The organism is Tistrella arctica (assembly GCF_039630945.1).
In the GTDB taxonomy this organism is placed as follows: Bacteria; Pseudomonadota; Alphaproteobacteria; order Tistrellales; family Tistrellaceae; genus Tistrella; species Tistrella bauzanensis.
Genome location: NZ_JBBKTV010000018.1, coordinates 35,577 through 59,998, shown reverse-complemented (window position 1 = coordinate 59,998; position 24,422 = coordinate 35,577). Strand labels below are relative to the sequence as shown.

20 protein-coding genes, 1 pseudogene and 2 CRISPR repeat arrays are annotated in these 24,422 nt (G+C 67.5%); of the genes and pseudogenes, 15 read left to right on the top strand and 6 right to left on the bottom strand.

The window, feature by feature from the left end:
- Both WG924_RS26450 and WG924_RS26445 read right to left on the bottom strand, forming a co-directional pair.
- Nucleotides 1-2,182 (bottom strand): pseudouridine synthase (locus WG924_RS26450; RefSeq protein WP_345936026.1); only part of this gene is annotated, 2,182 nt, incomplete at its 3' end.
- On the bottom strand, nt 2,179-2,916 hold the full coding sequence (locus WG924_RS26445) for a gamma-glutamyl-gamma-aminobutyrate hydrolase family protein (RefSeq protein ID WP_345936025.1): 738 nt from the start codon (nt 2,914-2,916) through the stop codon (nt 2,179-2,181). The genes WG924_RS26445 and WG924_RS26450, both read right to left, overlap by 4 nt.
- A gap of 153 nt (nt 2,917-3,069) precedes the next feature.
- Here WG924_RS26445 and WG924_RS26440 point away from each other — a divergent pair, with 153 nt between their 5' ends.
- The 3 genes from WG924_RS26440 to WG924_RS26430 are packed head-to-tail and all read left to right on the top strand — an operon-like array spanning nt 3,070 to nt 5,475.
- Nucleotides 3,070-3,504, top strand: coding sequence for a nucleoside deaminase (locus tag WG924_RS26440; RefSeq protein ID WP_345936034.1), 435 nt, complete (start codon nt 3,070-3,072; stop codon nt 3,502-3,504).
- 41 nt (nt 3,505-3,545) lie between these two features.
- Nucleotides 3,546-4,409, top strand: coding sequence for a flagellar motor stator protein MotA (gene motA / locus WG924_RS26435; protein WP_188579876.1), 864 nt, complete (start codon nt 3,546-3,548; stop codon nt 4,407-4,409).
- A gap of 4 nt (nt 4,410-4,413) precedes the next feature.
- Nucleotides 4,414-5,475 (top strand): flagellar motor protein MotB, encoded by a 1,062-nt coding sequence (locus WG924_RS26430; protein WP_345936024.1) that lies wholly within the window; start codon nt 4,414-4,416, stop codon nt 5,473-5,475.
- 22 nt (nt 5,476-5,497) lie between these two features.
- Here WG924_RS26430 and purD read toward each other — a convergent pair whose 3' ends face one another.
- On the bottom strand, nt 5,498-6,766 hold the full coding sequence (gene purD / locus WG924_RS26425; RefSeq protein ID WP_345936023.1) for a phosphoribosylamine--glycine ligase: 1,269 nt from the start codon (nt 6,764-6,766) through the stop codon (nt 5,498-5,500).
- A gap of 222 nt (nt 6,767-6,988) precedes the next feature.
- Here purD and xseA point away from each other — a divergent pair, with 222 nt between their 5' ends.
- Together xseA and WG924_RS26415 are read left to right on the top strand one after the other, a co-directional pair.
- On the top strand, nt 6,989-8,599 hold the full coding sequence (xseA, locus tag WG924_RS26420; protein WP_372045166.1) for an exodeoxyribonuclease VII large subunit: 1,611 nt from the start codon (nt 6,989-6,991) through the stop codon (nt 8,597-8,599).
- Nucleotides 8,600-8,681: 82 nt separating this feature from the next.
- Nucleotides 8,682-9,725 carry a M23 family metallopeptidase gene (locus WG924_RS26415; protein WP_345936021.1) on the top strand — a complete coding sequence of 348 codons (1,044 nt, stop codon included), beginning with the start codon at nt 8,682-8,684 and terminating at the stop codon, nt 9,723-9,725.
- 3 nt (nt 9,726-9,728) lie between these two features.
- On the opposite strand, the gene WG924_RS26410 is transcribed toward WG924_RS26415, so the two are convergent.
- Entirely contained in the window at nt 9,729-10,811 is a 1,083-nt protein-coding gene (locus WG924_RS26410; protein WP_372044849.1) for a TerC family protein, read from the bottom strand.
- A gap of 283 nt (nt 10,812-11,094) precedes the next feature.
- On the opposite strand from WG924_RS26410, the gene WG924_RS26405 reads away from it, so the two are divergent.
- A complete protein-coding gene (locus WG924_RS26405; RefSeq protein ID WP_345936020.1) occupies nt 11,095-11,898 on the top strand; it encodes an alpha/beta fold hydrolase in 804 nt (267 codons plus the stop codon).
- Nucleotides 11,899-11,919: 21 nt separating this feature from the next.
- Here the strand turns inward: WG924_RS26405 and WG924_RS26400 are convergent, their stop codons facing one another.
- Nucleotides 11,920-12,912: a LysR family transcriptional regulator gene (locus tag WG924_RS26400; RefSeq protein WP_372044848.1), complete on the bottom strand. Its 993-nt coding sequence runs from the start codon at nt 12,910-12,912 to the stop codon at nt 11,920-11,922.
- Nucleotides 12,913-13,125: 213 nt separating this feature from the next.
- On the opposite strand from WG924_RS26400, the gene WG924_RS26395 reads away from it, so the two are divergent.
- The 9 genes and pseudogenes from WG924_RS26395 (at nt 13,126) to WG924_RS26355 (ending at nt 21,976) form a co-directional block, all read left to right on the top strand.
- Nucleotides 13,126-13,905, top strand: coding sequence for an ABC transporter substrate-binding protein (locus tag WG924_RS26395; RefSeq protein ID WP_345936019.1), 780 nt, complete (start codon nt 13,126-13,128; stop codon nt 13,903-13,905).
- Nucleotides 13,906-14,000: 95 nt separating this feature from the next.
- Nucleotides 14,001-14,648, top strand: coding sequence for an amino acid ABC transporter permease (locus tag WG924_RS26390; RefSeq protein WP_345936018.1), 648 nt, complete (start codon nt 14,001-14,003; stop codon nt 14,646-14,648).
- A gap of 14 nt (nt 14,649-14,662) precedes the next feature.
- Entirely contained in the window at nt 14,663-15,322 is a 660-nt protein-coding gene (locus WG924_RS26385; protein ID WP_345936017.1) for an amino acid ABC transporter permease, read from the top strand.
- 53 nt (nt 15,323-15,375) lie between these two features.
- On the top strand, nt 15,376-16,122 hold the full coding sequence (locus WG924_RS26380) for an amino acid ABC transporter ATP-binding protein (RefSeq protein WP_345936031.1): 747 nt from the start codon (nt 15,376-15,378) through the stop codon (nt 16,120-16,122).
- Nucleotides 16,123-16,198: 76 nt separating this feature from the next.
- Nucleotides 16,199-17,860: a N,N-dimethylformamidase beta subunit family domain-containing protein gene (locus WG924_RS26375; RefSeq protein WP_345936016.1), complete on the top strand. Its 1,662-nt coding sequence runs from the start codon at nt 16,199-16,201 to the stop codon at nt 17,858-17,860.
- Between the two features lie 57 nt (nt 17,861-17,917).
- The gene (locus tag WG924_RS26370; RefSeq protein WP_372044847.1) at nt 17,918-19,321 is read left to right on the top strand and encodes an aminotransferase family protein; all 1,404 of its coding nucleotides are present in this window, start codon (nt 17,918-17,920) and stop codon (nt 19,319-19,321) included.
- A gap of 55 nt (nt 19,322-19,376) precedes the next feature.
- Complete coding sequence (gene kce / locus WG924_RS26365; RefSeq protein WP_345936015.1) at nt 19,377-20,309, top strand: 3,5-dioxohexanoate:acetyl-CoA acetone transferase; 933 nt, start codon at nt 19,377-19,379, stop codon at nt 20,307-20,309.
- 356 nt (nt 20,310-20,665) lie between these two features.
- Nucleotides 20,666-21,158: direct repeats of the CRISPR family, unit length 32 nt; unit sequence GTCGCTCCCTTCGCGGGGGCGTGAATTGAAAC.
- A 286-nt stretch (nt 21,159-21,444) separates the two neighbouring features.
- On the top strand, nt 21,445-21,708 hold the full coding sequence (locus tag WG924_RS26360) for a type II toxin-antitoxin system RelB/DinJ family antitoxin (RefSeq protein WP_345936014.1): 264 nt from the start codon (nt 21,445-21,447) through the stop codon (nt 21,706-21,708).
- Nucleotides 21,695-21,976, top strand: a pseudogene (locus WG924_RS26355) (type II toxin-antitoxin system YafQ family toxin). The gene WG924_RS26360 and the pseudogene WG924_RS26355 overlap by 14 nt, the downstream one beginning before the upstream one ends.
- Before the next feature lie 1,284 nt (nt 21,977-23,260).
- A CRISPR array of direct repeats spans nt 23,261-23,814; the repeat unit is 32 nt.
- A 27-nt stretch (nt 23,815-23,841) separates the two neighbouring features.
- On the opposite strand, the gene WG924_RS26350 reads toward WG924_RS26355, so the two are convergent.
- Entirely contained in the window at nt 23,842-24,219 is a 378-nt protein-coding gene (locus WG924_RS26350) for a hypothetical protein (protein WP_345936013.1), read from the bottom strand.
- Nucleotides 24,220-24,422 lie beyond the last annotated feature (203 nt).

The window sequence follows — 24,422 nt, the reverse complement described above, 5'->3', positions numbered from 1 at the left end:
CCTGCGGCCGATCACCACCGAAGCTGCGACGCTCGCCGCCGAAGCCGCCGCGATCGCCGCCGCGGTTGTCGCGATCACCATCACGGAAGCCGCCGCCCTGCGGACGATCGCCCTGGGGCCGAACACCCTGGGGCCGGTCGCCACCGAAGCTGCGCCGTTCGCCACCGAAGCCGCCACGATCGCCGCCGCGATTGTCACGGTCGCCACCACGGAAGCCACCGCCCTGCGGACGATCACCCTGCGGCCGATCGCCACCGAAGCTGCGACGCTCGCCGCCGAAGCCGCCGCGATCGCCGCCGCGGTTGTCACGGTCGCCGCCACGGAAGCCGCCGCCCTGCGGACGATCGCCCTGCGGCCGATCACCGCCAAAGCTGCGCCGCTCGCCACCGAAGCCGCCGCGGTTGTCACGGTCGCCGCCACGGAAGCCGCCGCCCTGCGGACGGTCACCCTGCGGCCGATCGCCACCGAAGCTGCGACGCTCGCCGCCGAAACCACCGCGATCGCCGCCACGGTTGTCGCGGCCACCGCCGCCGAAGCCACCACGGTCGCCCTGGGGCCGGTCACCGCCGAAGCTGCGCCGCTCACCGCCGAAACCGCCGCGTTCACCGCCACGGCGCGCCTCGCGGGCACGCTGTTCGGCGATGGCCGCATCGACCTCCTCGTCGGGCTCGTCGGCCTTCAGCGGGCTCCAGCCCTCGCGCCGGTCGCCGCCACGCGGCGGCTCACGCCTGTCAGCCTGGCGATCGTCACGGCGCCGGTCGCCACGGTCGTCGCGGCGGTCGCTGTTGACCGCGATGTTGCGGGTCGGGCGATCATTGCCCTGCAATTCGCGCAGACGGCGCTTGTCGCGGATGTTGCGGGCCGACGGCTCAGGGGCGTCGACGGGATTGGCGAGCGTCAGCAGCTCGTCGTCCTCGCCATCCTCGTCCTCGTCGCCATCATCATCGTCCTCGTCCTCGTCCTCGTCGAAATCGCCGAAATCCTCGATCTCGTCGTCGTCGCTCTCGTTCAGTTCCTCGGCGCGGGCGATCAGCGCTTCCAGCTCTTCCAGGGTCTCGACGTCCTCGTCTTCGAGATCGTCCAGATCATCCTCGTCGATCTCGTCACCATCGACATCGTCATCGCCGTCCATCTCGTCGCCGTCGATCTCGTCATCGAAATCGCCGTCGAGTTCATCATCACCGTCTTCCAGATCGTCCTCGTCTTCCCCGATAAGGCGGGCGGAGGGGATCTCGTCATCGCGCAGGGCCGCATCACGGGCGGCGGGCGCCTTGCCGGGCTCGGCGACCATGCTGGTCGCGACCGTTTCGGTCTGGCCGGGCTTGCTGGTTTCGTCGGTCATCGTCTTGGTCATTTCATGTGCGGGCACGCCGGTTTGTGCGGCGGCCGGGCGCCGGGACGGGGCATCACGCCCGGTCCCTGGCAGATAAAGGCCTTCAGCGAGGGCGCCGAGCTGGTCTTTCAGCATGCGGGCGGTTACCTCGCGCACCTCTCCGGGGTGCATGCGGCCGATCTGGAACGGTCCATAGGCGACGCGGATCAGCCGGCTCACCGGATGTCCCAAGGTCTCGAGGACGCGTCTGATTTCACGGTTCTTGCCTTCGGTCAGCACGACCGAAAGCCAGGCATTGGTGCCTTCATGCTCGACCTCGACCTCGATCGGGCCATAGCGGACACCTTCGACGGTCATGCCGCGGGCGAGCTGTTCAACAGCCTGGCCATCGGGCGTGCCGTAAACGCGCACCCGGTAGCGGCGGCGCCATGCGGTATCGGGGCTCTCAAGACGGCGGGCAAGTTCGCCGTCATTGGTGAGCAGAAGCAGCCCCTCGGAATTGTAGTCCAGTCGCCCCACGCTCACCACGCGGGGAAGGCTTGCCGGCAGGCGGTCGAAAACGGTCTCGCGCCCCTCGGGATCATGGTTGCTGGTGATCAGCCCGCGCGGCTTGTGATAGAGGAACAGCCGCACGGGCTCGCGCGCCGGCAGCGGCCGGCCGTCGACGGTCACCCGATCGTCGGGCGACACGTCAAGCGCCGGGCTGTCGATGCGGCGGCCGTTGACGGCAACGCGGCCGTCGACGATCAGGCGTTCGGCATCACGGCGCGAACACAGGCCCGCACGGGCGATGGCCCGGGCGACGCGCTCACGCGCATGGTCCGGCTCGGTCTGGCTGGTGCGGGTCATCTGGTCTCCAGAGCGGCGGCCACAAGGCCGTCGAAGATCAAGCGATCGCCGGTATCGATCAGGAATTCGGGGTGCCACTGCACGCCCAGGCAGTACCGGAAGCCCGGATGCTCAATGCCCTCGATCACCCCGTCGGGGGCTGCGGCATTGCGCACCGCGCCGGGCGCGATCCGGTCGACGGCCTGGTGATGGGCACTGTTCACGGACAGGGTTTGCCGGCCGACCAGACGGGCCAGAAGTGTGCCCGGGTCGACGCTGACCGTATGTCCCGGCTCGTCACGCGGATTGGGCTGCTCATGGGCGAGCGCCTCCGGGAAACGATCGGGGATATGCTGGATAAGACTACCGCCAAGTGCGACGTTGAGCAATTGTTCCCCGCCGCAGATGCCGAGCACCGGCATGTCGCGATCGAGCGCTGCCCGCACCACGCCCAGTTCAAAGGCGGTGCGACGGTCTTTGGTGGTCACGGTGACATGGCGGTCGCCTGCGCCGAACAGCACCGGATCGACATCGAAGGCACCGCCGGTCACCACCAGCCCGTCCAGCCGCGCCACTATCTGGGCGGCGATGTCCGGTTCATGCGACAACGCCACGGGCAGGCCGCCCGCGGCAACGATCGCATCCATGTAGTTTACACGGAGCGCGTACCACGGGAACCTGGAATAGCCGCCGGGCTGTTCGACGTCGAGGGTGACGCCGATGAGCGGACGGTATGCGGAAACGGATATACCCATGGCGGCAATTCATGGGGCTTTGCGGCCCATGATGCAAGAGCCGCTTGACGCAAACCCCCATGCAGGCTTCGCTTGGCTGCCATGTCGATGCAACGTTCCGCCCCACCGGTGCCGACCGGCACCGGTTTGATGATGTCACCGGCGCTGCGCCCCATGCAGGCCGCGCTGGCGGAGGCGCGTGCCGCGGCGCTCCGGGGCGAGGTGCCGGTGGGGGCCGTGATCACCGATCCGGTGACCGGAAAGATCCTGGCCGCGGCATCGAACCGCACCGAGGCCGATCACGACCCCACGGCCCATGCGGAAATTCTGGCAATCCGTGCAGTCGCCCGTATGCTCGCGAGCCCGCGGCTGACCGGGCTCGACCTGTGGGTGACGCTGGAACCCTGCGCCATGTGCGCGCAGGCGATCGCGTTCGCCCGCATCCGCCGCCTGTATTACGGCGCCGCCGACCCCAAGGGCGGTGGTGTCGAGCACGGCGCCCGCGTTTTCTCGCACCCCACCTGCCACCATCGCCCTGAGGTATTCGGCGGTATCGCCGAGACCGAGGCATCGCAGCTTCTTAAGATTTTCTTCAAAAGCCTGAGATAATCTCTCAGCCTCTGAGGCAGTGCAGCAGGAGCATCCGGCCCATGGGTCCGATCATCGGCATCATCCTGACCCTTGTTATGGTGTTCGGCGGATTCATCATCGCCGGCGGCCATATCGAGGTGATTCTAGAAGCGCTGCCGATCGAGGGCATGATCATCGGCGGTATCGCGCTGGGCGCCTTCGTCACCGCCAACAGCGGCACCGCGATCAAACACACGCTGGGCGGGCTGGGCAAGGCGTTCAAGGGCGCCAAGTGGAAGAAGGCCGACTATGTCGACCTGATCGGGCTGATGTATATGGCGCTGTACAAGCGGCAGCGCGAAGGCACCAAGTTCAATGATTTCGAGGATGCGAAGAACAGCGCGCTGTTCAAGAAGTATCCAAAGATCCTGAACGACCACCTGGCGATCACCATGATCTGCGACACGCTGCGCAACATGAGCATGCGCCATGAGGATCCGCATCAGGTGGAATCTTATCTTGAGAATCTGCTTGAGAAGGTCGAGGAAGAACATATGGAGCCGTCGCATGCGCTCCAGACCATTGCCGACGGCCTGCCGGCCTATGGGATCGTGGCCGCTGTGCTGGGCGTGGTGAAGACCATGTCGTCGATCGATCAGCCGCCGGCGATTCTGGGCGGGCTGATCGCGAGCGCGCTGGTCGGCACCTTCCTCGGCATCTTCCTTGGATACGGGATGGTCGGCCCCATCGCCAGCCGCATCAAGCAGATCAATGAAAATGACGCGCGGTTCTACAAGCTGATCCGCGACGTGTTCGTCTCCACCCTGTCGAAGAACGCGCTTCAGGTGGCGATCGAGGTCGGCCGCGCCAATATTCCGACGGTGATGCAGCCGAGTTTCGCTGAGACCGAAGCCGCGATCAACAAGGCCAAGGGGAGCGCCTGATCCGATGGCAGAAAACGGCCACACGACGATCATCAAGAAGGTCAAGAAGGGCAAGGGCGGCGGTCATCACGGCGGCGCCTGGAAGGTGGCCTATGCCGACTTCGTGACCGCGATGATGGCCTTCTTCCTGCTGCTGTGGCTGCTGAACGCCTTGGATGAAAAGAAGCTGCGCGGCATCGCCGATTATTTCACGCCCACCTGGACCGTGTTTCGCGATGCCGGCGCGTCGCACACTCTGACGATGCAGTCGGGCACGCCCGATATCAATGTCGGGTCCGGTGGCGTCAGCATGCCGTCGTTCGAACGCTCCGATCTGACGCCGCCGCCATCGCCGATGGATCTGAATCCGGAGATGGCCAAGCGGCCGGCGGCCAATCCATCGGATGAGGCGCCGCCCGAGGAATTGCAGGTCAACGACCCGGCCGAGGCCATGCGGCGCGTGCTGTCGGGTGAACAGCTTGAGGCGCCGAAGCCATTCCAGAGCTATGAACAGGCGGTGCAGGACGCCGCCGAGCGAATGGTCGAGGCGCGCGATCGTGCCCGCGAGCGCGATCTGGCGGCGCAAGGGGCAGCCGAGCGGCGGTCATTCGAACAGGCGGCGGACACGCTGCTTCGGGCGGTATCCGCCGACCCGTCGACCCGCGACCTTTCCGGCAACCTGACCATGCGGGTGACGGATGAGGGGCTTGAGATCAACATCGTCGATCGCGAGGACGCGCCTGTATTTCCGTCGGATGCGGTCGAGCCCTATCCGGGGCCACGGCGGATGTTCGCGCTGGTCGCCAGCACCATCCGCATCGCCCCCAATCAGGTGGCGGTGCGGGGCTATCTGGCGGGGGCGGATGGCGCGCGCGCCGATGCCTGGTCGCTGACCGCGGAACGCGCGGTGGCGGCGCAGAGGTTGCTGGTCGAGGCGGGCGTGCCGGTGGCCCGGATCAACGAGGTGTCGGGGCGCGGCACGTCCGACATGCTGGTGCCCCAGAACCGCGACGACCCGCGCAACACCCGGATCAGCATCGTGCTGCGCCGGACGAAGCCGCTCGCCCGGCTGGCCGGGGCCGGCTGAACCCGCCAGGGCGCGTGCGATCTCAGAGCGCGCGCCACCCAATGTCGCGACGGCAGAACCCGCCCGGCCAGTCGATCGCGTCCACCGCCGCATAGGCCCGGTCGCGGGCTTGCGCCACAGTGTCGCCAAGAGCGGTCACCGCCAGCACCCGGCCGCCATTCGACAGCACCCGGCCGTCGGCATCGGCCCGGGTGCCGGCGTGGAACACGATCACCTCAGGAGCCGCGTCGGCGGCATCGTCCAGTCCGCCGACCACCTCGCCCTTGGCATAGTCGCCGGGATAGCCGCTGGCGGCCAGCACCACGGTCAGGGCGGTGCGCGGGTCCAGTTCGATCATCGACGGGTCCAGGCGGCCATCGCGTGCGGCCAGCAGGATCTGGGCCAGGTCGCCCCACAGCCGGGGCATCAGCACCTGGGTTTCGGGGTCGCCGAAGCGGACATTGTATTCCACCAGCTTCGGGCCGTCGGCGGTCAGGATCAGGCCGGCATAGAGCACGCCCACGAAGGGCCGGCCCTCGGCCGCCATGGCATCGACCGTGGGCTGCACGATCTCGCGCATCGCCCGTTCGGTGATGTCGGGCGTCATGCAGGGGGCGGGGGAATAGGCGCCCATGCCGCCGGTATTGGGGCCGGTATCGCCCTCGCCGACCCGCTTGTGGTCCTGGGCGGTGCCCAGCAGGATGGCGGTGGTGCCGTCCGACAGCGCGAACAGGCTGGCTTCCTCGCCCTCCATGAACTCTTCGATCACCAGCGAGGCGCCGGCCTCGCCGAAGCGGCCGGCCATCATCTCGTCGACGGCCTCCAGCGCCTCGGCCTCGGTCATCGCCACCACCACGCCCTTGCCGGCGGCGAGCCCGTCGGCCTTGACCACGATCGGCGCGCCCTGGGCGCGGATATAGGCCCTGGCCGCCTCGGCATCGGTGAACCGGCCATAGGCGGCGGTGGGGATGCCATAGCGCTGGCAGATATCCTTGGTGAAGCCCTTTGAGCCTTCCAGCACGGCCGCCGCCGCCGTGGGCCCGAAAGCCGGCACGCCGGATGCCTCCAGCACATCGGCGAGCCCCGCGACCAGCGGTGCTTCCGGGCCGATCACCACCAGGCCGATGCCCTCGGCCTTGGCGAAGGCGGCGATGCCGTCCATATCCGCCGGGTCCAGGTCCAGGATCTCGGCATGCTCGGCGATACCGGCATTGCCGGGGGCCGCACACAGATAAGACACGGAGGCGCTGGCTTCCAGTGCACGCGCCAGCGCATGCTCCCGACCGCCCGATCCGATCAGCAGAACCTTCATTGCGCGCTCCTGTTGGCCTGTTTCCGCCGGAATGATGCCGATCGCCCGCGACCGGTCGCATCATGACCGGCCGCCGCCCCGGCTTGCCCCTCTGCGGGCCTCATGCTTCTATCATGGCCCATACCCGTCGCGGAACCCCGTGACGACACCCTCTGATCTCCAGGAGGCCCTATCGCCGTGACGTCCCGAGACCGGTCCAGAGGCAATCCCGACCTGCTCGATGTGGCGGAGGGTGGCGGCGGCCACAACCTGCCGATCTATACCGTCACCGAGATTTCGGGCGAACTCAAGCGCACGGTGGAGGGCCGGTTTTCGGCCGTGCGGGTGCGAGGCGAGATTTCCGGCTTCAAGCGTGCGGCATCGGGGCATTGCTATCTGGCGCTGAAGGATGAGGACGCGCTGATCGATGCCGTCGTCTGGCGCGGCGCCGCCGGCCGGCTGAGCTTTCGTCCCGAAGACGGGTTGGAGGTGATCGCCACCGGCCGGCTGACGACCTATCCCGGCCGGTCGAAGTATCAACTGGTCGTCGAGCAGATGGAGCCGGCCGGCACCGGCGCGCTGATGGCGCTGATCGAGGACCGCCGCCGCCGGCTGGCTGCCGAAGGACTGTTCGACGCGGCGCGCAAGCAGGCTTTACCGTTCCTGCCCGAGGTCATCGGCGTGGTGACATCGCCGACCGGTGCGGTGATCCGCGACATCCTGCACCGGCTGGCCGAACGGTTCCCGCGCCGGGTGATCATCTGGCCGGTGCTGGTTCAGGGGCCGGGTGCGGCCGATCAGGTCGCGGCGGCGATCCGCGGTTTCGACGCGCTGATGCCGGGCGGAGCGATCCCGCGCCCCGATCTGCTGATCGTGGCGCGGGGCGGCGGCAGCATCGAAGACCTGATGGCGTTCAACGAAGAGGCGGTGGTGCGGGCCGCCGCCGCCTGCACCATTCCACTGATCTCGGCGGTCGGCCACGAAACCGACACCACGCTGATCGATTTCGTGGCGGATCTGCGCGCGCCCACCCCCACCGCCGCCGCCGAGAAGGCGGTGCCGGTGCTGGGCGATCTGCTGCTGGAGGTGGGCGATCTGGGCGCGCGTCTGCCGGGCGCCGCCTTCCGGATCATCGAACGCGGCGCCGAGCGGACCCGTGGCCTTGCCCGCGGTCTGCCCCGCCCGCAAAGCCTGATCGACAGCGCCACCCAGCGGCTCGACGACCGCGCGGAACGGCTGCATGCCGGCATCGACCGGGTGCTTGAGCGCCGGGCGGCCCGGGTCGCGGAGCTATCCGCCCGGCTGAAGAGCCCGGGGGAGCGTTTCGCCGAGGCCGCCGGCCGGCTGGATCTGGTGCGCCAGCGATTGGACGCCGCCATGCATCGGATCGGCGATCGCGCCACCGCGCGGCTGGACCGCGCCGCCGCCGGCGTGACGCCGGCCGCCGCCATCCGTGCCCGCAATCTGGGCGCCGAGCGCCTGGGCGGGCTCTCCGATCGCCTGCATGCGGCCGAGGCCCGGCATCTGCGCAATCTGGCCGACCGGCTGGCGGGGCAGGGCGCGCTGCTGGAAAGCTATTCCTATCGCCGGGCGCTGGCCCGTGGCTTCGCCCTGGTCGAAACCGCCGATGACGGCGAGGCGGGCGCGGAGACGACTGGCCGACCGCTGACCCGGGCCGCCGCGATCACCGCCGGCCAGGCGCTGACCCTGGTCTTTGCCGATGGCCGGGTGGCCGCCCATGCTGACGGCGCGCCGCCGCCGGCGCCCACCGATGCCACGCCACGCCCGGCCAGGCCCGCCGCCCGCCCGCGCCGCGACCCGCCGGCCACCGGCGAACAACCCAAGCTGTTCTGATGCCCTCCGCGCGCCCGATGCCAGCCACGCGCCTGATGCCAGCCACGTCCCCGATGCCAGCCGTTTCCGGAAGGTTCCGACCATGATCGCGATCCCCCGCCCGTGCCGCACCGTCCGGCCGCTCCGCCATACGGCTGCGGCCATGACCCTGCTGTTGGTTCTGGGTCAGATGCCAATGGCGATCGCGCAGACGGCCATGGCGCAGGACCGCACGCCGGCACCCGGCCAGACCGGCACCGCGCAGCCACCGGCCACGGCGGCCCCGGTTCAGGACCAGCCGACCGCCGAGGCACCGGCCATCGGCGTGGAAGGGCCGCTGATGCAGGGCAGCCTGAACCTGGGCCGGGTGCCCAAGGGCTGGACGGTGACGGTGGATGACACGCCGGCGCAGGTGGATGCGGCCGGCCGGTTCGTGTTCGCCATCGGTCGCGACGCCGCCCGGGTGCAGATCGCTGCGCGCGCCTCTCATGGGGCGACATTGGAGCGGGTGGTGACGGTGGCGGCGCGCGACTGGGCGATCGAACGGGTCGATGGCCTGCCGCCGCCCAAGGTGACGCCGGATCCGGAGCTCGACGACCGGCTGCGCCATGAACGCAGCCTGATCGTCAATGCCCGCGCGGCATCGAGCGACGAGGCCACCGGCTTCGACGTGGTGACCCGTGGCTTTCGACTGCCGGTCGAGGGGCGGATCTCTGGCGTGTTCGGCAGCCAGCGGGTGCTGAACGGCACCCCGCGCAGCCCCCATCGCGGCCTGGATCTGGCCGCCGCCGAGGGCACGCCCGTGATGGCGCCTGCCGCCGGCAAGGTGGTGCTGGTGATGCCGGATCTGTGGTTCACCGGCGGCACGATCATCATCGATCACGGCCAGGGGGTCAGCTCGATCTTCGCCCATCTATCGGAAACCCTGGTGCCGCCAGGGCAGGTGGTGAAGGCCGGCGACCCGGTCGGCCGGGTGGGGATGACCGGGCGCGCCACCGGCCCGCATCTGCATTGGGGCGTGTTCTGGCACGATGTCGCGGTCGACCCGGCGCAGATGGTGCCGGCCCTGGCCGACCGCATCGATCCGATGCGGCCACGGCCGGAGCCGAAGCCGCGGCCGCAGCCCCAGGTGGCGCCGCGATCCTGACGCTCAGCCCTTCTCCGATCGCATCTCGGCCCGCAATTCATTGGCGAGGTCGGGCGAGGGTTGGGGAAGGGGCAGGCTTTCCGGGGCCGGCGGCGCGCCACGGCTGCGGATCATCGACACCACCACGCCGCCCAGGATCAGGCTGGCGGTGACGATCAGCGACAGTTCCGCCGGTGGTTTGCCCATGAATTCGGCCCAGAAGATCTTGCCGCCGATGAACACCAGAATCAGCGACAGCGCATATTTCAGGTCACCGAAGCGGTGGATCATCGCCGCCAGCGCGAAATACAGCGCCCGCAGGCCCAGAATCGCGAAGATGTTGCTGGTATAGACGATGAACGGATCGGTGGTGACCGCGAAGATCGCCGGCACGCTGTCGACCGCGAACACCACATCGGCGGTTTCGATCAGCACCAGCGCCACCAGCATCGGTGTGGCGTGGCGGACCAGCCGCCCGGTCTTGTCGGGCGCGCGGACCATGAAGGCATGGCCATGCAGATCGGGCGTGACCGGGATCGCCTTCTTCAGCAGCCGCATGAAAATGCCCTGGGTGAAGTCCGGCGGGTCGCCGTCGCCCATCAGCATCTTGATACCGCCCCAGATCAGGAAGGCGCCGAAGCCCAGCAGGATCCAGTGGAATTCGGTCACCAGCGCCGCACCGATGCCGATCATCAGCGCCCGCAGCACGATGGCGCCGAGGATGCCCCAGAACAGCACGCGGTGTTGCAGATGGCGGGGGATGGCGAGCGCTGCGAAGATCGTGGCGATGACGAACACGTTGTCCATCGCCAGGGTCTTTTCCAGCAGGAAGCCGGTGGCATATTCCATGGCGCTGGCGGGCCCCGACGACCACCAGACGAAGCCGCCGAAGGCCAGGCCCGCCGTGATATAGAAGGCCGACAGCGCCAGGCTGCGGCGGATACCGATGGTGCGATCCCGGCGGTTCAGCACCCCAAGATCCAGGGCCAGCAGCACGATCACGACGGTGGCGAAAATCGCCCATTGCCACAGCGGATGGCCGGCAAGGGCATAGGACGCCACCGGGCCAAGCCCGGTGAGCGGTTCGGACGACGTTTGGGAAAACACGCGATCACCCCTCGATCGCGGTTGCGCTGCGTCGAAGCGCGACATTGGGTGAGGGATCCGACATCACGACCGACGCCTCGGTCGCCAGAGGGGCCCGGCTCCTGTAGCAATCGAGCCGATGTGGTGCGAGGGCGGGCCTGCGTCAACCCGTCGCGGTCCGGGGGGGCGGACGATCAAGGGCAGTGCGGCTGTCAACCCCCGTTGTTGCGACTGCAACGCGTGCTCGACGCCTGCTGTGGCCTCATGCATCATGGGTCAGTCCAATTCGTCGGAGACCGCCCCCATGATGCAGCGCATCACCACCGATGACGGTGTCGACATAGCCGTGGAACAGTCGGGCAACCCGGACGGGGCGCCTCTGGTGCTGGTCCATGCTCTTGGCGTCGATCACACGATCTGGGATCTGGTGGCCGCGCCGATGCGCGCGACCCGGCGGATCATCGCGATCGATCTTGCGGGCCACGGTGTCAGCGAGGTGCGGCCATCCACCGCTGAGCAGCCCCAGACGCTGGAGCGTCTGGCGATGGATGTCGAACAGGTGGTCGCGGCGCTGGGCATCGAGCGCGCCGATTATGCCGGCGTCTCGATCGGCGGCATGGTCGGGCAGGTTCTGGGTGTGCGCAACCCGGCCTGGCTGCGCAGCCTCACTTTGGTCTGCACCGTCTCGTCGATGCCGGCTGAAGCGCATGCGCTGTGGGATGAGCGGATCGCCACCGTTCGTGATCAGGGCATGGATGCCCTGGTCGATGCCACGCTGGCGCGGTGGTTCACCACCGAATTCGCCCGTCTGGCGCCATCGGCGCTCGATCAGGTGGCGGCGATCATCCGCACGACGCCGACCGACGGCTTCATTGCCGCCTGCGAGGCGATCAAGGGCCTGAACATGACCCCGCATCTGGGCGGCATCACTGTGCCGACCCTGGTGATCTCGGGCGCGCAGGATGCAAGCTGCCCGCCTGAGGCCGGCCGCGCCATTGCCGCCGCCATTCCCGGTGCCCGCTTCGAATGCCTCGACCCGGCCGCCCACATGCCGCCGATCGAGGCCGCCGACCGGCTGTGGCCGCTGATCGACGGCCATTGCGCCTGAGCATCCGGCGGCCGGCGGCGCCTACCGCCCGTCCAGCCCATAGGTGCGGGCCGCCAGCGGCAGCTCGTCGACCTGGCCGCGGAGCAGGGCCAGCAGGCCGGCCTCGGCGCGATTGAGGCTGGCCTGCGGGTTCGACACCAGGAAGATGTCGATCGCCGGCGGATCCTGATAGGGCGGCAGGCGCCAGAGCAGGCCGTCGCGGACATCGCGGCGCACCACATGCAGCGGCAGCGGCCCGATGCCCAGCCCGGCGGTGATCATCCGCCGCACCTCTTCCAGGCTCGACGAGATGCCGATCACCGCGTCCTCCACCTGGGCCACCGCGCGCAGCAGGGCCACGGGCCTGAGCGCATCGGATGGGTGGTCGGTCTGGAACGAGACCGATGTCTCGCCCCGCAGATCATCCAGCGTCAGATCGGTGCGGCCATAGAGCCGGTGCTTGGGGCCGCAGAAGAAGCCGAAGAATTCGCGATAGAACACCCGATAATCCAGCCGCGGGTCGGGGTTGTGCACCAGGCACAGCCCGAACGAGGCCCGTTTCTGCGCCACCGCCGTCACCACGTCCAGGCTGGTCATCACGCTGATGGTGAAGGTGGCCCTGGGGTGGCGGGTGTGGAAATCCGACAGCGCCTGATCGAACAGCGGTGACACGATATGGCTGGCGACCGCGACCGCCACATTCCCCGTCACCTGTTCCTGCACGTCGCGCAGCCGGATCGGCAGCCGGGCGACCGTGCCGAAAATCTCGACGCAATCGTTATAGAGCAGGCGGCCGGCCTCGGTGACCTCGAAGACATTGGGCTTGCGGTCGATCAGCCGCCGGCCAAGCCGGGCCTCGATCCGCGCCAGCGCATTGCTCAGGGTCGGCTGTTTCAGGCCCAGCCGTTCGGCGGCGGCCGTGATGCCGCGTTCCTCGACGATCACCATGAAGGTGCGCAGCAGGTTCCAGTCCAGATCCCAGGCCAGCCGCTGGGCCTGATGCTTCTTCAACTGGTGTTCGCGCATCGTCGTCATCCGGCGCTCCGGCGGTGGTGGGTGGCGAAGGGCACAGCTTAGCATTCTTCAAATCTATCTTCTGTATTTTCCATATCTATTTGATCAATGGGAGTTCCGGCCGCACCCTTTGATGGACGCGGCGGCAAGGCCCTGGGGGAAACCGGGCCGGCAGGCGACAGGGCGCCGGGCCGCGGATATGGCATCAATGCATCGACCCCAGGGAGACCCGGCATGAACAGATTTCTGTCCTCCGTCCTTGCCGCCGGCATGGCGCTGGTGATGAGCGCCGGCGTGGCCGCGGCCGACGACCAACTGGCGCGGATCAAGCAGGACGGCGTGATGAAGATCGCGATGAGCGGCGCCTATCCGCCGTTCAACTTCGTGAATGACAAGAACGAGGTGGTGGGCTTCGACGCCTCGATCGGCCGCGAGATCGCGCGCCGGATCGGTGTCGAGGGCGAGATCGTCACCACCGCATGGGACGGCATTCTGGCCGGGCTGCTGGCGAAGAAATACGACACCATCGTCGGCAGCATGACCATCACGCCGGAACGCGAGAAGGTGGTCGATTTCGTCGGCCCCTATTATCACGCCGGCCGCGCGGTGTTCGTGGCCGAGGGCTCGGATATTCAGTCGCTGGCCGACATCAAGGGCAAAACCGTCGGCGTCACTCTGGGCGAGACCCACGAGAAATGGGCGCGCACCCAGGATGGCTGGAGCGTGCGCACCTATAAGGGCCTGCCCGAACTGCTGCTGGAACTTCAGGCCGACCGGGTGCAGGCGATCATCGCCGACAACATCCCCGTGCGGGTGGCGATCAAGGAGAACGGGGCGAAGCTGCGCCAGCTCGACACCCCGGATATCGAGGGCGGCAGCGTCGCCATCGGCATCGCGATCAACAAGAAGAATCCCGAGCTTGCCGCCGCGATGCAGGCGGCCCTCGACGAGATGATGGCCGACGGCACCTATAAGGCGATCGCCATGGAATGGGTCGGCGCCGACATCCGGTGACGGCTGGGCGGGACTGATCCGGCGGGCGGGGCGGGCGCGTCCCGTCCTGCCGATGCCATCATCGTCGCGGCCCACGACTGTCGAGGTCATCTCCGATGGATGTCGAGCTGATGATCCGGGTGTTTCCGTATTTCGCGGAGGCGGCCTGGACCACGGTACAGATTTCGGTCCTGGCGCTGGCGCTGGGGCTGGTCATGGCGGCGCTGGGCTCCGCCGCCCGGCTGTCGCGATGGGCGGGCCTCAGGTTTCTGGGCACGGCCTATGTCAGCCTGTTCCGGGGCACGCCCTGCCTGATCCAGTTGTTCGTGCTCTATTTCGGCGGGCCGCAGATCGGGATCAATCTTGACCCCTTCGTTGCCGGCGTGATCGGGCTTGGGGTCAATATCGGCGCCTATATGACCGAATCGATCCGCGGCGCCATTCTGGCTGTCGCCCGGGGGCAGGTGGAAGCCGCCCGCAGCCTGGGCATCGGCCGGCGCCAGACCATGACCCATGTGGTGCTGCCGCAGGCGGCGCGGCTGATGATCCGGCCGCTGGGGGTGAATGCGGTGGCGTTGATCAAGGGCTCGGCCCTGGTCTCGGCGATCTCGCTGGTCGAGCTCACCTATACCGCCCAGCGCTATATCGGCTCCACCTATAAGCCATTCGAAATGTTCGCGATCGCGGCCCTGTTCTACATGGTGGTGATCTATGGCGCCCTGCGCCTGATCGCCTGGCTCGACCGCCGCTATGCCATCGACTGACGGAGGAAGATGACATGGAGGGGCTCGATTTCAGTGTGGTGCCGCCCTATGCCGGGCTGCTGCTGCAAGGGGTGATCTGGACCACGGTGCTGACCGTCGCCGCCTCGGCGGTCAGCTTCGCCGGCGGCATCGCACTGGCGCTGGCGGTGATGTATGGCCCGTGGTTCCTGCGCTATCCGGTCAGGCTGTTCGCCTGGCTGTTCATGGGCACGCCGCTGCTGCTGCAACTGTTCCTGATCTATTTCGGGCTGGTGCAGATCGGCATCGACATTCCGGCGCTGGTGGCCGGGATCATCGGCCTGGGCCTGCATTTCGCGGTCTATAACGCCGACATCATCCGCGCCGGGCTGGCCGCGGTCGATCCGGGCCAGAACGAGGGCGCGCGCAGCCTGGGGCTCAGCCGCTTCCAGAGCTTCCGCCACATCATCGTGCCGCAGGCGGTGCACAGCGTGATGCCGCCGATCGGCAACAACCTGATCGCGCTGCTGAAGGAGTCGGCGCTGGTATCGGTGATCGGCGTCGCCGAACTGGTCCACACGGCGCAGTTGGCGATCAGCGAAACCTATCGGCCGTTCGAGTTCTATATCGTCGCGGCAGCACTTTATTACGTTCTGAACCTGGTCCTGGAAGCCGGTCTGCGCCGGCTGGAACGGCGCGTGGAGGCAACCCGATGACCCCGACAACCGCCACCCACACAACCGCAACGCCCGCCACCGGAACCCGGCCGATGGTCGAGGTCCGCAACGCCCATAAGCGCTATGGCGCGCTGGAGGTGCTGAAGGGCATCGACCTCACCGTCGATCGCGGCCGGATCATCGCGATCATCGGCCCCAGCGGGTCGGGCAAAAGCACGCTGCTGCGGGCGATCAACCATCTGGAAACCCTGAATGACGGCGAGATCTTCCTGGATGGCATTCAGGTCAACGCGCCGCTGACCGGGGCCGCGTTCGAGCGCCATATCAACGCGGTGCGCCAGCAGATGGGCATGGTGTTCCAGCACTTCAATCTGTTCCCGCACCTGACCGTCGCCCAGAACGTCACTCTGGCGCCGATGCTGCTGAAGGGCATGAAGACCGCGGAGGCCCGCGATCTGGCGCGCGGCCTGCTCGACAAGGTGGGGCTGGGCGACCGGATGGACACCTATCCGTCCCGGTTGTCGGGCGGTCAGAAGCAGCGGGTGGCGATTGCCCGCGCCCTGGCCATGGAGCCCAAGGTGATGCTGTTCGACGAGGCGACCTCGGCGCTCGACCCCGAACTGGTCGACGAGGTCAATCTGGTGATGAAGCAGCTCGCCGCCGAGCACATGACCATGCTGATCGTCACCCACGAAATGCGCTTCGCGGGCGAGGTCGCCGACCGGGTGCTGTTCATGGATGGCGGCGTGGTGGTCGAGGAAGGCCCGCCCGACGAGATGTTCCGCGCCCCCCGTCAGGACCGCACCCGCGGCTTCCTGCGCAAGTATCTGACCGGCTGAGCGCTGGCCGGCCGACCTCTGGCCGGCTCCCCACAATCACCGCCACCTCTTCCGACCGTCTGCAAGGAAGCGCCTGATGTCGCATCCCGATGATGCCGCACGCCCCGCCGCCGCCCCGGTGTCGTGGCCCGAATTCGGCCTCACCCCCGCCCAGCGGCGGATCGCGGTGCTGGGCCACACCTATGAATATCCGGGCATGGATGGCGCCCGGGGCGAGATCTGGTGCTATACCGACCGGCTGTCTTATGCGCCGGGCGATGTGGTGGCGTTCCATGTCAGCGCCACCGCCCCGCGCTATCGGATGGAAATCGCCCGCGACGGTGCCGCGTTGCAGGTGGTGCATGTGGAAGACGGCCTGCCTGCGCGCCATCACGACACCCCCGATCAATGCTCGGTCACCGGCTGCGGCTGGCCGGTGGCGCACCGGCTGGCCATTCCGGGCGATTGGCGGTCGGGTGCCTATCGCGTCACCCTGACGGCCGATGGCGCCGATGGCCGGCCGATCCTGTGCCATCATCTGTTCATCGTCACCGCCGGCGGCGGCGCCCATCTGCCGGGGCGGGTGTTGCAGGTGGCCGCCACCGGCAGTTGGACCGCCTATAACACCTGGGGCGGGTCCAATCACTATCAGGGCATCACCGGCCCGGCGCGCAACCAGTATGCGCCGCGCGTCAGCCTGGACCGGCCGTTCTGCCGGGGCTTCGTGGTGCTGCCCGATGATGCCCCGCGCGTGCCGGTCGATGTCGAGGTGCCGCCGGCGATGCCGCCGCGCTATCCGCATATGGAATGGGCCTATGCCACCGGCCATTCGAAGAAATACGCTTCGGCCGGCTGGGCCAGTTACGACCGGCATTTCTTCCAATGGGCGGAAGCGGCCGGCTATGCGGTCGACCTGGCCAGCCAGCACGATCTGGAATTCAACCCGGCGATCCTGTCGCGCTATGACTGTGTGGTGTTCTCAGGGCATGACGAATACTGGACGGCCGGCATGCGCGATGCCGTCGACGCCTATGTCGAGGCCGGCGGGCGGGTGGCGCGGTTCGCCGGCAACTTCATGTGGCAGACCCGGCTGGAGGATCAGGGCCGCACCCAGGTCTGCTACAAATACCGCGCCCGCGCCGAGGATCCGCTGCGGGGCACAGCCCTGGTCACCACCTCGTGGGAAGCCGCCGAGATCGGCCGGCCGGGGGCGTTGACCTTCGGGCTGAATGCCACCCGGGGCCTGTATGTCGGCTGGGGCGGCTGCGCGCCGCGCGGCGTGCGCGGCTTTCCGGTCTATCGCCCCGAGCATTGGGCCTTTGCCGGCACGGGGCTGTATTACGGCGACCTGCTGGGGGCGGCATCCCATGTCTTCGGCTATGAGGTCGACGGGCTGGATTACGTGATCCGCAACGGCCTGCCCGAGCCGTCCGGCGCCGAGGCGGTGCCCGATGGCGTGCAGATCCTGGCGCTGGGCCTGTCGTCGCTGATCGAGGAAAGCGCCGACATCGCCGCCGACGACCAGTTCCTCAGCGATGCCGATGCCCGATTCGCCGCCGAGATCCTGACCGGCGCATCTGATCGCCCGGCGGTCGACCGCATCAAGCGCGGCGCCGGCATGATCGTGCATTTCCGGCGTGGCGCCGGCGAGGTGTTCCATGCCGGCAGTTGCGAATGGGTGGCCGGCCTGCTGCGCCGTGACCCGATGGTCGAGCGGGTGACGGCCAATGTTCTGGACCACCATCTCAGCCGCGGCTGAAGTAATGCAAATATAAAGTCACGTCATAATTTCAGCACGTTTCGTGGAGCCCCTGCGATGCCGACCCCCGCGCCGACGACCATCCCACCCGCCACCGCCCCCGCCACCGCCGGCGACAACCGCCCGCCCTCGCATCTGTTCTATCAGGCGCGCCAGCGCCGGCCGATGGCCACCCGCGCCGAGGGCATCTATATCTGGGACGAGCATGGCCGCCGGGTGATCGACGGCTCCAGCGGCGCCATGGTGGTCAATATCGGCCATGGCAACCGCCGGGTGCTGGATGCCATGAAGCGCCAGATGGACCAGGCCACCTTCATCTACCGGTTGCATTTCGAAAACGCGCCCGCCGAGGATCTGGCGGCGGCGCTGGCCGCGCGCTGCCCCGCCGGGCTCGACCGGGTGTTCTTCGTCTCGGGCGGGTCCGAGGCGGTGGAATCCTGCCTGAAGCTGGCGCGTCAGCACGCGGTGGCAACCGGGCAGGGCAGCCGCTACAAGGTCATCTCGCGCTTCCCCTCCTATCACGGCAGCACCATGGGTGCGCTGGCGGTCACCGGCCATGCCGCCTTCACCACGCCCTTCGCGCCGATGATGCATGAAAGCCCCAAGATCGCCGCGCCCACCGCCTATCTCGACCGCGACGGGCTCGACATGGCGGCGCGCGGCCGGCGCTATGCCGATATGCTTGATGAGGAAATCCGCCGGCAGGGCCCGGAAACCGTGCTCGCCTTCATCATGGAGCCGATCGGCGGTGCCTCGACCGGCGCGCTGGTCGCCCCCGACAGCTATTACCCGCGCATCCGCGAGATCTGCGACCGCCATGGCGTGCTGCTGATCCATGACGAGGTGATGTGCGGCGCCGGCCGCACCGGCCGCTATCTGGGCGGCGATCATTGGGGCATCACCCCCGATCTGATCGCCTTGTCCAAGGGGCTGGGCGCCGGTTATGCGCCGCTGGGCGCCATGATCGCGTCTGAAAAACTGGTGCGGCCGGTGCTCGATGCCGGCGGTTTCCAGCACGGCTTCACCTATGCCGGCAACCCGCTGGCCGCCGCCGCCGGGCTGGCGGTGCTGGATGAAATCGACACCCACGACCTGATCGGCAATGCCGCGCGCATGGGCGGTCTGCTCAAAGCCCGGCTCGAAGCCCTGAAGCGGCGCTTCCCCTTCATCGGCGATGTCCGGGGCCGGGGCCTGCTGCTGGCCATGGAGTTCGTTTCCGACCCTGAGACGATGGCGACGCTGCCGCGCGCGCTGAACGCCCATGCCCGCATGGTCGATCTGGCCTTCGATCGCGGCTTGATCCTGTATTCGCGCCGCACCCGGGGCGGCATCGACGGCGACCACGTGCTGGTCTGCCCGCCGATGATCGTCACCGAAGCCCAGATCGACGAGATCATGGCGATCTTCACCGACACGCTCGAAGCCCTCGCCCGCGACTTGTCGCTGCCCTGGTCGGCCTGACTCCCCGGTCATCTGAGCCACCCCGTCGCGATCCCCCAAGCAGGAGCCCCCCGCCATGGCAGCCCCCAAGGTCATCATCACCTGCGCCGTCACCGGCTCGATCCACACCCCGACCATGAGCCCGCATCTGCCCTGGCGCCCGGAAGACATCGCCGCCCAGGCGATCGAGGCGGCGGAGGCAGGCGCCGCCATCCTGCACCTGCATGCCCGCGACCCGGCCGACGGCCGCCCCAGCCCCGACCCGGCGGTGTTCCGCCAGATCCTGGCACCGATCGCCGCCGCCACCGATGCCGTGCTGAACATCTCCACCGGCGGCAGTTCGCTGATGACCCTCGATCAGCGGCTGGCGGCGCCGCTTCAGGCCCGGCCGGAAATGTGCTCGCTCAACATGGGCTCGATGAATTTCGGCCTGTTCCCGCTCGCCGATCGCTACCAAAACTGGCAATTCGAATGGGAGCCACAACTTCTAGAGGCAACGCGCGGCTCGATCTTCCGCAACACCTTCCACGATATGGAACAGATCCTGGAACGCCTGGGCCGCGACCACGGCGCCCGCTTCGAATTCGAATGCTATGATGTCGGCCATCTCTACGCGCTCGCCCATTTCCGCGACCGGGGCCTCGTCACCGGCACCCCCTTCATCCAGTTCGTGCTGGGCGTGCTCGGCGGCATCGGCGCCGACCCCTCGCACCTCATGCACATGAAACACACCGCCGACCGCCTGTTCGGCCAGGACTATCAGTTCTCCGTCCTCGGCGCCGGCCGCCACCAGATGCGCCTGATCACCATCGGCGCCGCCATCGGCGGCCATGTCCGCGTCGGCCTGGAAGACAACCTCTATGCCGGCCCCGGCCAACTCGCCCGCTCCAACGCCGAACAGGTCCGCCGCATCCGAACCATCCTCGACGCCCTGTCGCTGGAGATCGCAACCCCCGCCGACGCCCGCCAGATCCTGGCCCTGAAAGGCCCCGCCAACACCGCGATCTGATGCCGGCCGGGGCGCTGGGATGGGCGCGGTTTTCAGAGGGAAGACACGGTTTTCAGAGGGAAGGCACGGTTTTCAGAGGGAAGGCACGGTTTTCAGAGGGAAGGCACGGGGGCCGCGGGCCCCCGCACCCCCATCTCGTGGCCCCACGCCGCAACCATGGGCGCGGATGCCCCGGCCTTGCGCGAACCCCAAGCACACATGAAAACCCCGGGAGGTTCGCGGAACGGAAAACCGTTCTGAATCAGCGGGTTAATTTTTTAAACGACATGTCATGCACGCGGAGGTGTGACTCCCGGAGGGGGTTCGCGGAAACCGCCTTTTTTCAGGTGTGATATCAGGGTATTAGTGGGGGGCGAGTCGCTCCCTTCGCGGGGGCGTGAATTGAAACCGAAAACCTGTGCGAAATCGTAAACACGCGCAAAGTCGCTCCCTTCGCGGGGGCGTGAATTGAAACATGCGGTGGGTCGCCGTCCGCCCAGATCTCAGCCGTCGCTCCCTTCGCGGGGGCGTGAATTGAAACATGATGCGCTCGTCGGGATCGACGCTCTACGTGGTCGCTCCCTTCGCGGGGGCGTGAATTGAAACGCTGATAGCGATCGTAGCTATCAGGTTTGGTTTGGTCGCTCCCTTCGCGGGGGCGTGAATTGAAACGCCACGTCCTGGCGCTGGCCGAGGCGCCGGACGGGTCGCTCCCTTCGCGGGGGCGTGAATTGAAACTGGCGCACTTGGCGCAGCAGGGGCGCGTGAGGTAGTCGCTCCCTTCGCGGGGGCGTGAATTGAAACAGCCACGTGCCAGTCACGGGCCAATGGGCCGATGGTCGCTCCCTTCGCGGGGGCGTGAATTGAAACTCAATGCAGACGAGTTGAACCGTCGCGAGCCGGGTCGCTCCCTTCGCCGGCCGTGACTTGAAACGCCGCAGAAGCGATCACCGTTGACGTGTAGGGCCGGCCGCTCCCCCACCGAAACATGCCCCGCATCTCTACCAACCACGCCCGCGCCGCACCTGAAATGGGCCGCTTCCGCCGTGAGGATACGACCAGGAAGCGGCCCATTCACCGTCGCCGCCGGACAGGCCACCTTGATTCCCGATTTGTCGTGAATTACATTGTCATGCACAGATGGAGAGGGATCGACATGGCCGCCAATCAACTTGTTCAAACCAGAGTGAACGGCGAAATCAAGGCTGAAGCTGCGGCTGTGCTGGCCGCGATGGGCTTGACGGTTTCCGATGCGGTGCGGATGCTGCTTGTCCGTATCGCTCACGACAAGGCCCTGCCATTCGAGCCATGGGCACCGAATGACACGACCATTCAGGCCATGAAGGACGCCCGGGCCGGCAAGGGCGCCCGCTTCACAAGCATTGATGACCTCATTGCCGATCTGCATGCGGCAGATTGAGCGGACAGGTCAATTCAGCTGAGACTATAAGCGCGAGGCCAAAGGGCAGCACGCGAAGGGGTTTGATGCTGTTCTCATCCCGGTGATCACAGCCTTGGCCAATGATGCCCCTCTGGAGCCACGCCATCGCGATCACGCACTGGCCGGAGACTGGGCGGATCATCGAGACTGTCACATCAAGCCTGATCTGGTGCTGATCTACCGCAAGACGGACACCGAGACACTGCAACTGGTCCGTCTGGGTTCCCACGCGGAATTATGCCTTTAGTTGCAACGCGACCATGACGGCGCCAACGGGCCGGGCGGTGCCGATCGACAGGCCGACCGCATAGGCCAGATCGACGGCGCGGTGGTGGAGCCGGGGGCAGGGGCCGGGCCTTGGCTATGGCGGCGTCGCGGCTGTGGGCCGCATCATCCAGTGGCCACGTGCCGGCAATCTGGTTGTCGAGGATCGCTCAGCCGCCCCACATGGCCGCTGATCGGCCCGGTGCGCCACAGCCCGCGCGAACCCCAAGCACACATGAAAACCCCGGGAGGTTCGCGGAACGGAAAACCGTTCCGAATCAGCGGGTTAATTTTTTGAACGACATGTCATGCACGCGGAGGTGTGACTCCCGGAGGGGGTTCGCGGAAACCGCCTTTTTTAAGGTGTGATATCAGGGTATTAGTGGGGGGTGAGTCGCTCCCTTCGCGGGGGCGTGAATTGAAACGGACACGCCGACCAGAACGAGGTTGCGGCCGGCGGTCGCTCCCTTCGCGGGGGCGTGAATTGAAACAACGTAGGATCTTGGGCGCGTGTGGTCAAGCTGAAGTCGCTCCCTTCGCGGGGGCGTGAATTGAAACGTGTTGGAGCTGCGCGACTGCCCGCACGCTGCCCGTCGCTCCCTTCGCGGGGGCGTGAGGTGGGCCCGCCGGCAGTTGATTGGCGGTGGGCTTGCCGTGCGCTTTCTCGTGGGGCTCATTGGGAAGGCCAGCCGACGCCGGCGCCCGGGGTGGGGCGTGCTTCTTTTGTACGGATGAGTGCGGAGGGTGCGGCACTCGTATTGGTTGTTGGTTTATTGATGCACTGCCCAAACCACAGCCGGGACGACAGCCGAAGAGACGCTATTTGGCATTATGAACAGCTAATAGTTGTAGCGGATGGCTGTCGCCGAGCGGCAGGCGGGGCCGTCTGAGGTGTGCGGCCGCGATGTCGTCCACCGGGTGACATAGCTCCGCGCAATCGGCGCCGATCGGTTTCGCGCGCCATGTGCACGCCGGCCAGATGATGCCCTCCGGGGGCCCGTTCACAACAACCACCACTGGTGGCGGCAACGCCCCGCGCCCCGATCTCGCGGCCCCATGCGGCAGCATATCGGCCGAGCGCGCCACAGCCCGCGCGAACCCCAAGCACACACAAAAACCCCGGGAGGTTCGCGGAACCAGAAACCGTTCTGAATCAGCAGCTTAATTTTTCACAGGACACGTCATACACGCTATAGTCTGATTTCGGCAATAGGTTCGCGGAAACCGCCTTTTTCCGGCTGCAATATCAAGGTATTAGTGGGGGGTGAGTCGCTCCCCTCGCGGGGGCGTGAATTGAAACCGTCAAGGTCACGATAGTATATCCAGACCTCAGGTCGCTCCCCTCGCGGGGGCGTGAATTGAAACCGCACCCAGGTCGATGTCGACCGTGAAGGCGGTCGTCGCTCCCCTCGCGGGGGCGTGAATTGAAACTCGACCATCGGGTAGCCGGCGAGCTCATAGGTGGTCGCTCCCCTCGCGGGGGCGTGAATTGAAACAAGTTTGCTGATTGTCGACTGATCGGTACCGACGTCGCTCCCCTCGCGGGGGCGTGAATTGAAACCCGGGTGGCGTGCATGGCGCGGCATCGCGCAGGGTCGCTCCCCTCGCGGGGGCGTGAATTGAAACTGGTGGCGATCGAGCGCAGCCAGTGTGCCCTTGGTCGCTCCCCTCGCGGGGGCGTGAATTGAAACACGCCGCGATCGTTCGCGAGGTGCAGGCCGGCCGTCGCTCCCCTCGCGGGGGCGTGAATTGAAACCATGCCCGCCATTTTCGCGGGCGCGGGGGCGGCGTCGCTCCCCTCGCGGGGGCGTGACCTGCGTCGGCCCTACGCCCCATCCTGCACCCGCCTTACCGACACCCAGCCAGCCGGCTCGTGGTGAGATAGCGCGTCAGATGACGTGCACCCTCGGCTGCCTGGGTGAGATGGCGGCTGCGGTCGGCGGGCAGTGTGGTCGGGTCGTTGGCGATGGCGATTGACAGGCCAACCGCATAGGCCTGGAAGGCGGCGCCGGTGGCGGAACCGGGCGGGATGGTCAGGGCCTCGGCGATGGTGGCGTTGCGGCGGATGTCCATGGCCAGGGTGAGGCTGCGGTCCGCGTCGTCCTGCTGCCACGTGCCGGTGATCTGGTCGTCGAGGATGGCCCATTCCGCCGCCAGGGCTGCGACCGGGCAGGGGCGTTGTGTGGCAGGCGGGCCGTGGGGCGCATCGGGCCGGGGCTTGGTCACGCGCGGTTCCTCGACGGGATGGGGCGCTATCGAGACCCGCCATTATCGCGATCCGCGATCCCCAAACCACGCAGTATAGTCACGTCGCTTCCCGGTCACCCAACCACCATCCCCCCACACCCGGGGGTCCACGGGGGCCTGCGGCCCCCGTGCCTCTTCCCGCCTCTTCCCACGTCTTGCCCCCACCGTGCCCGCAGCACGCC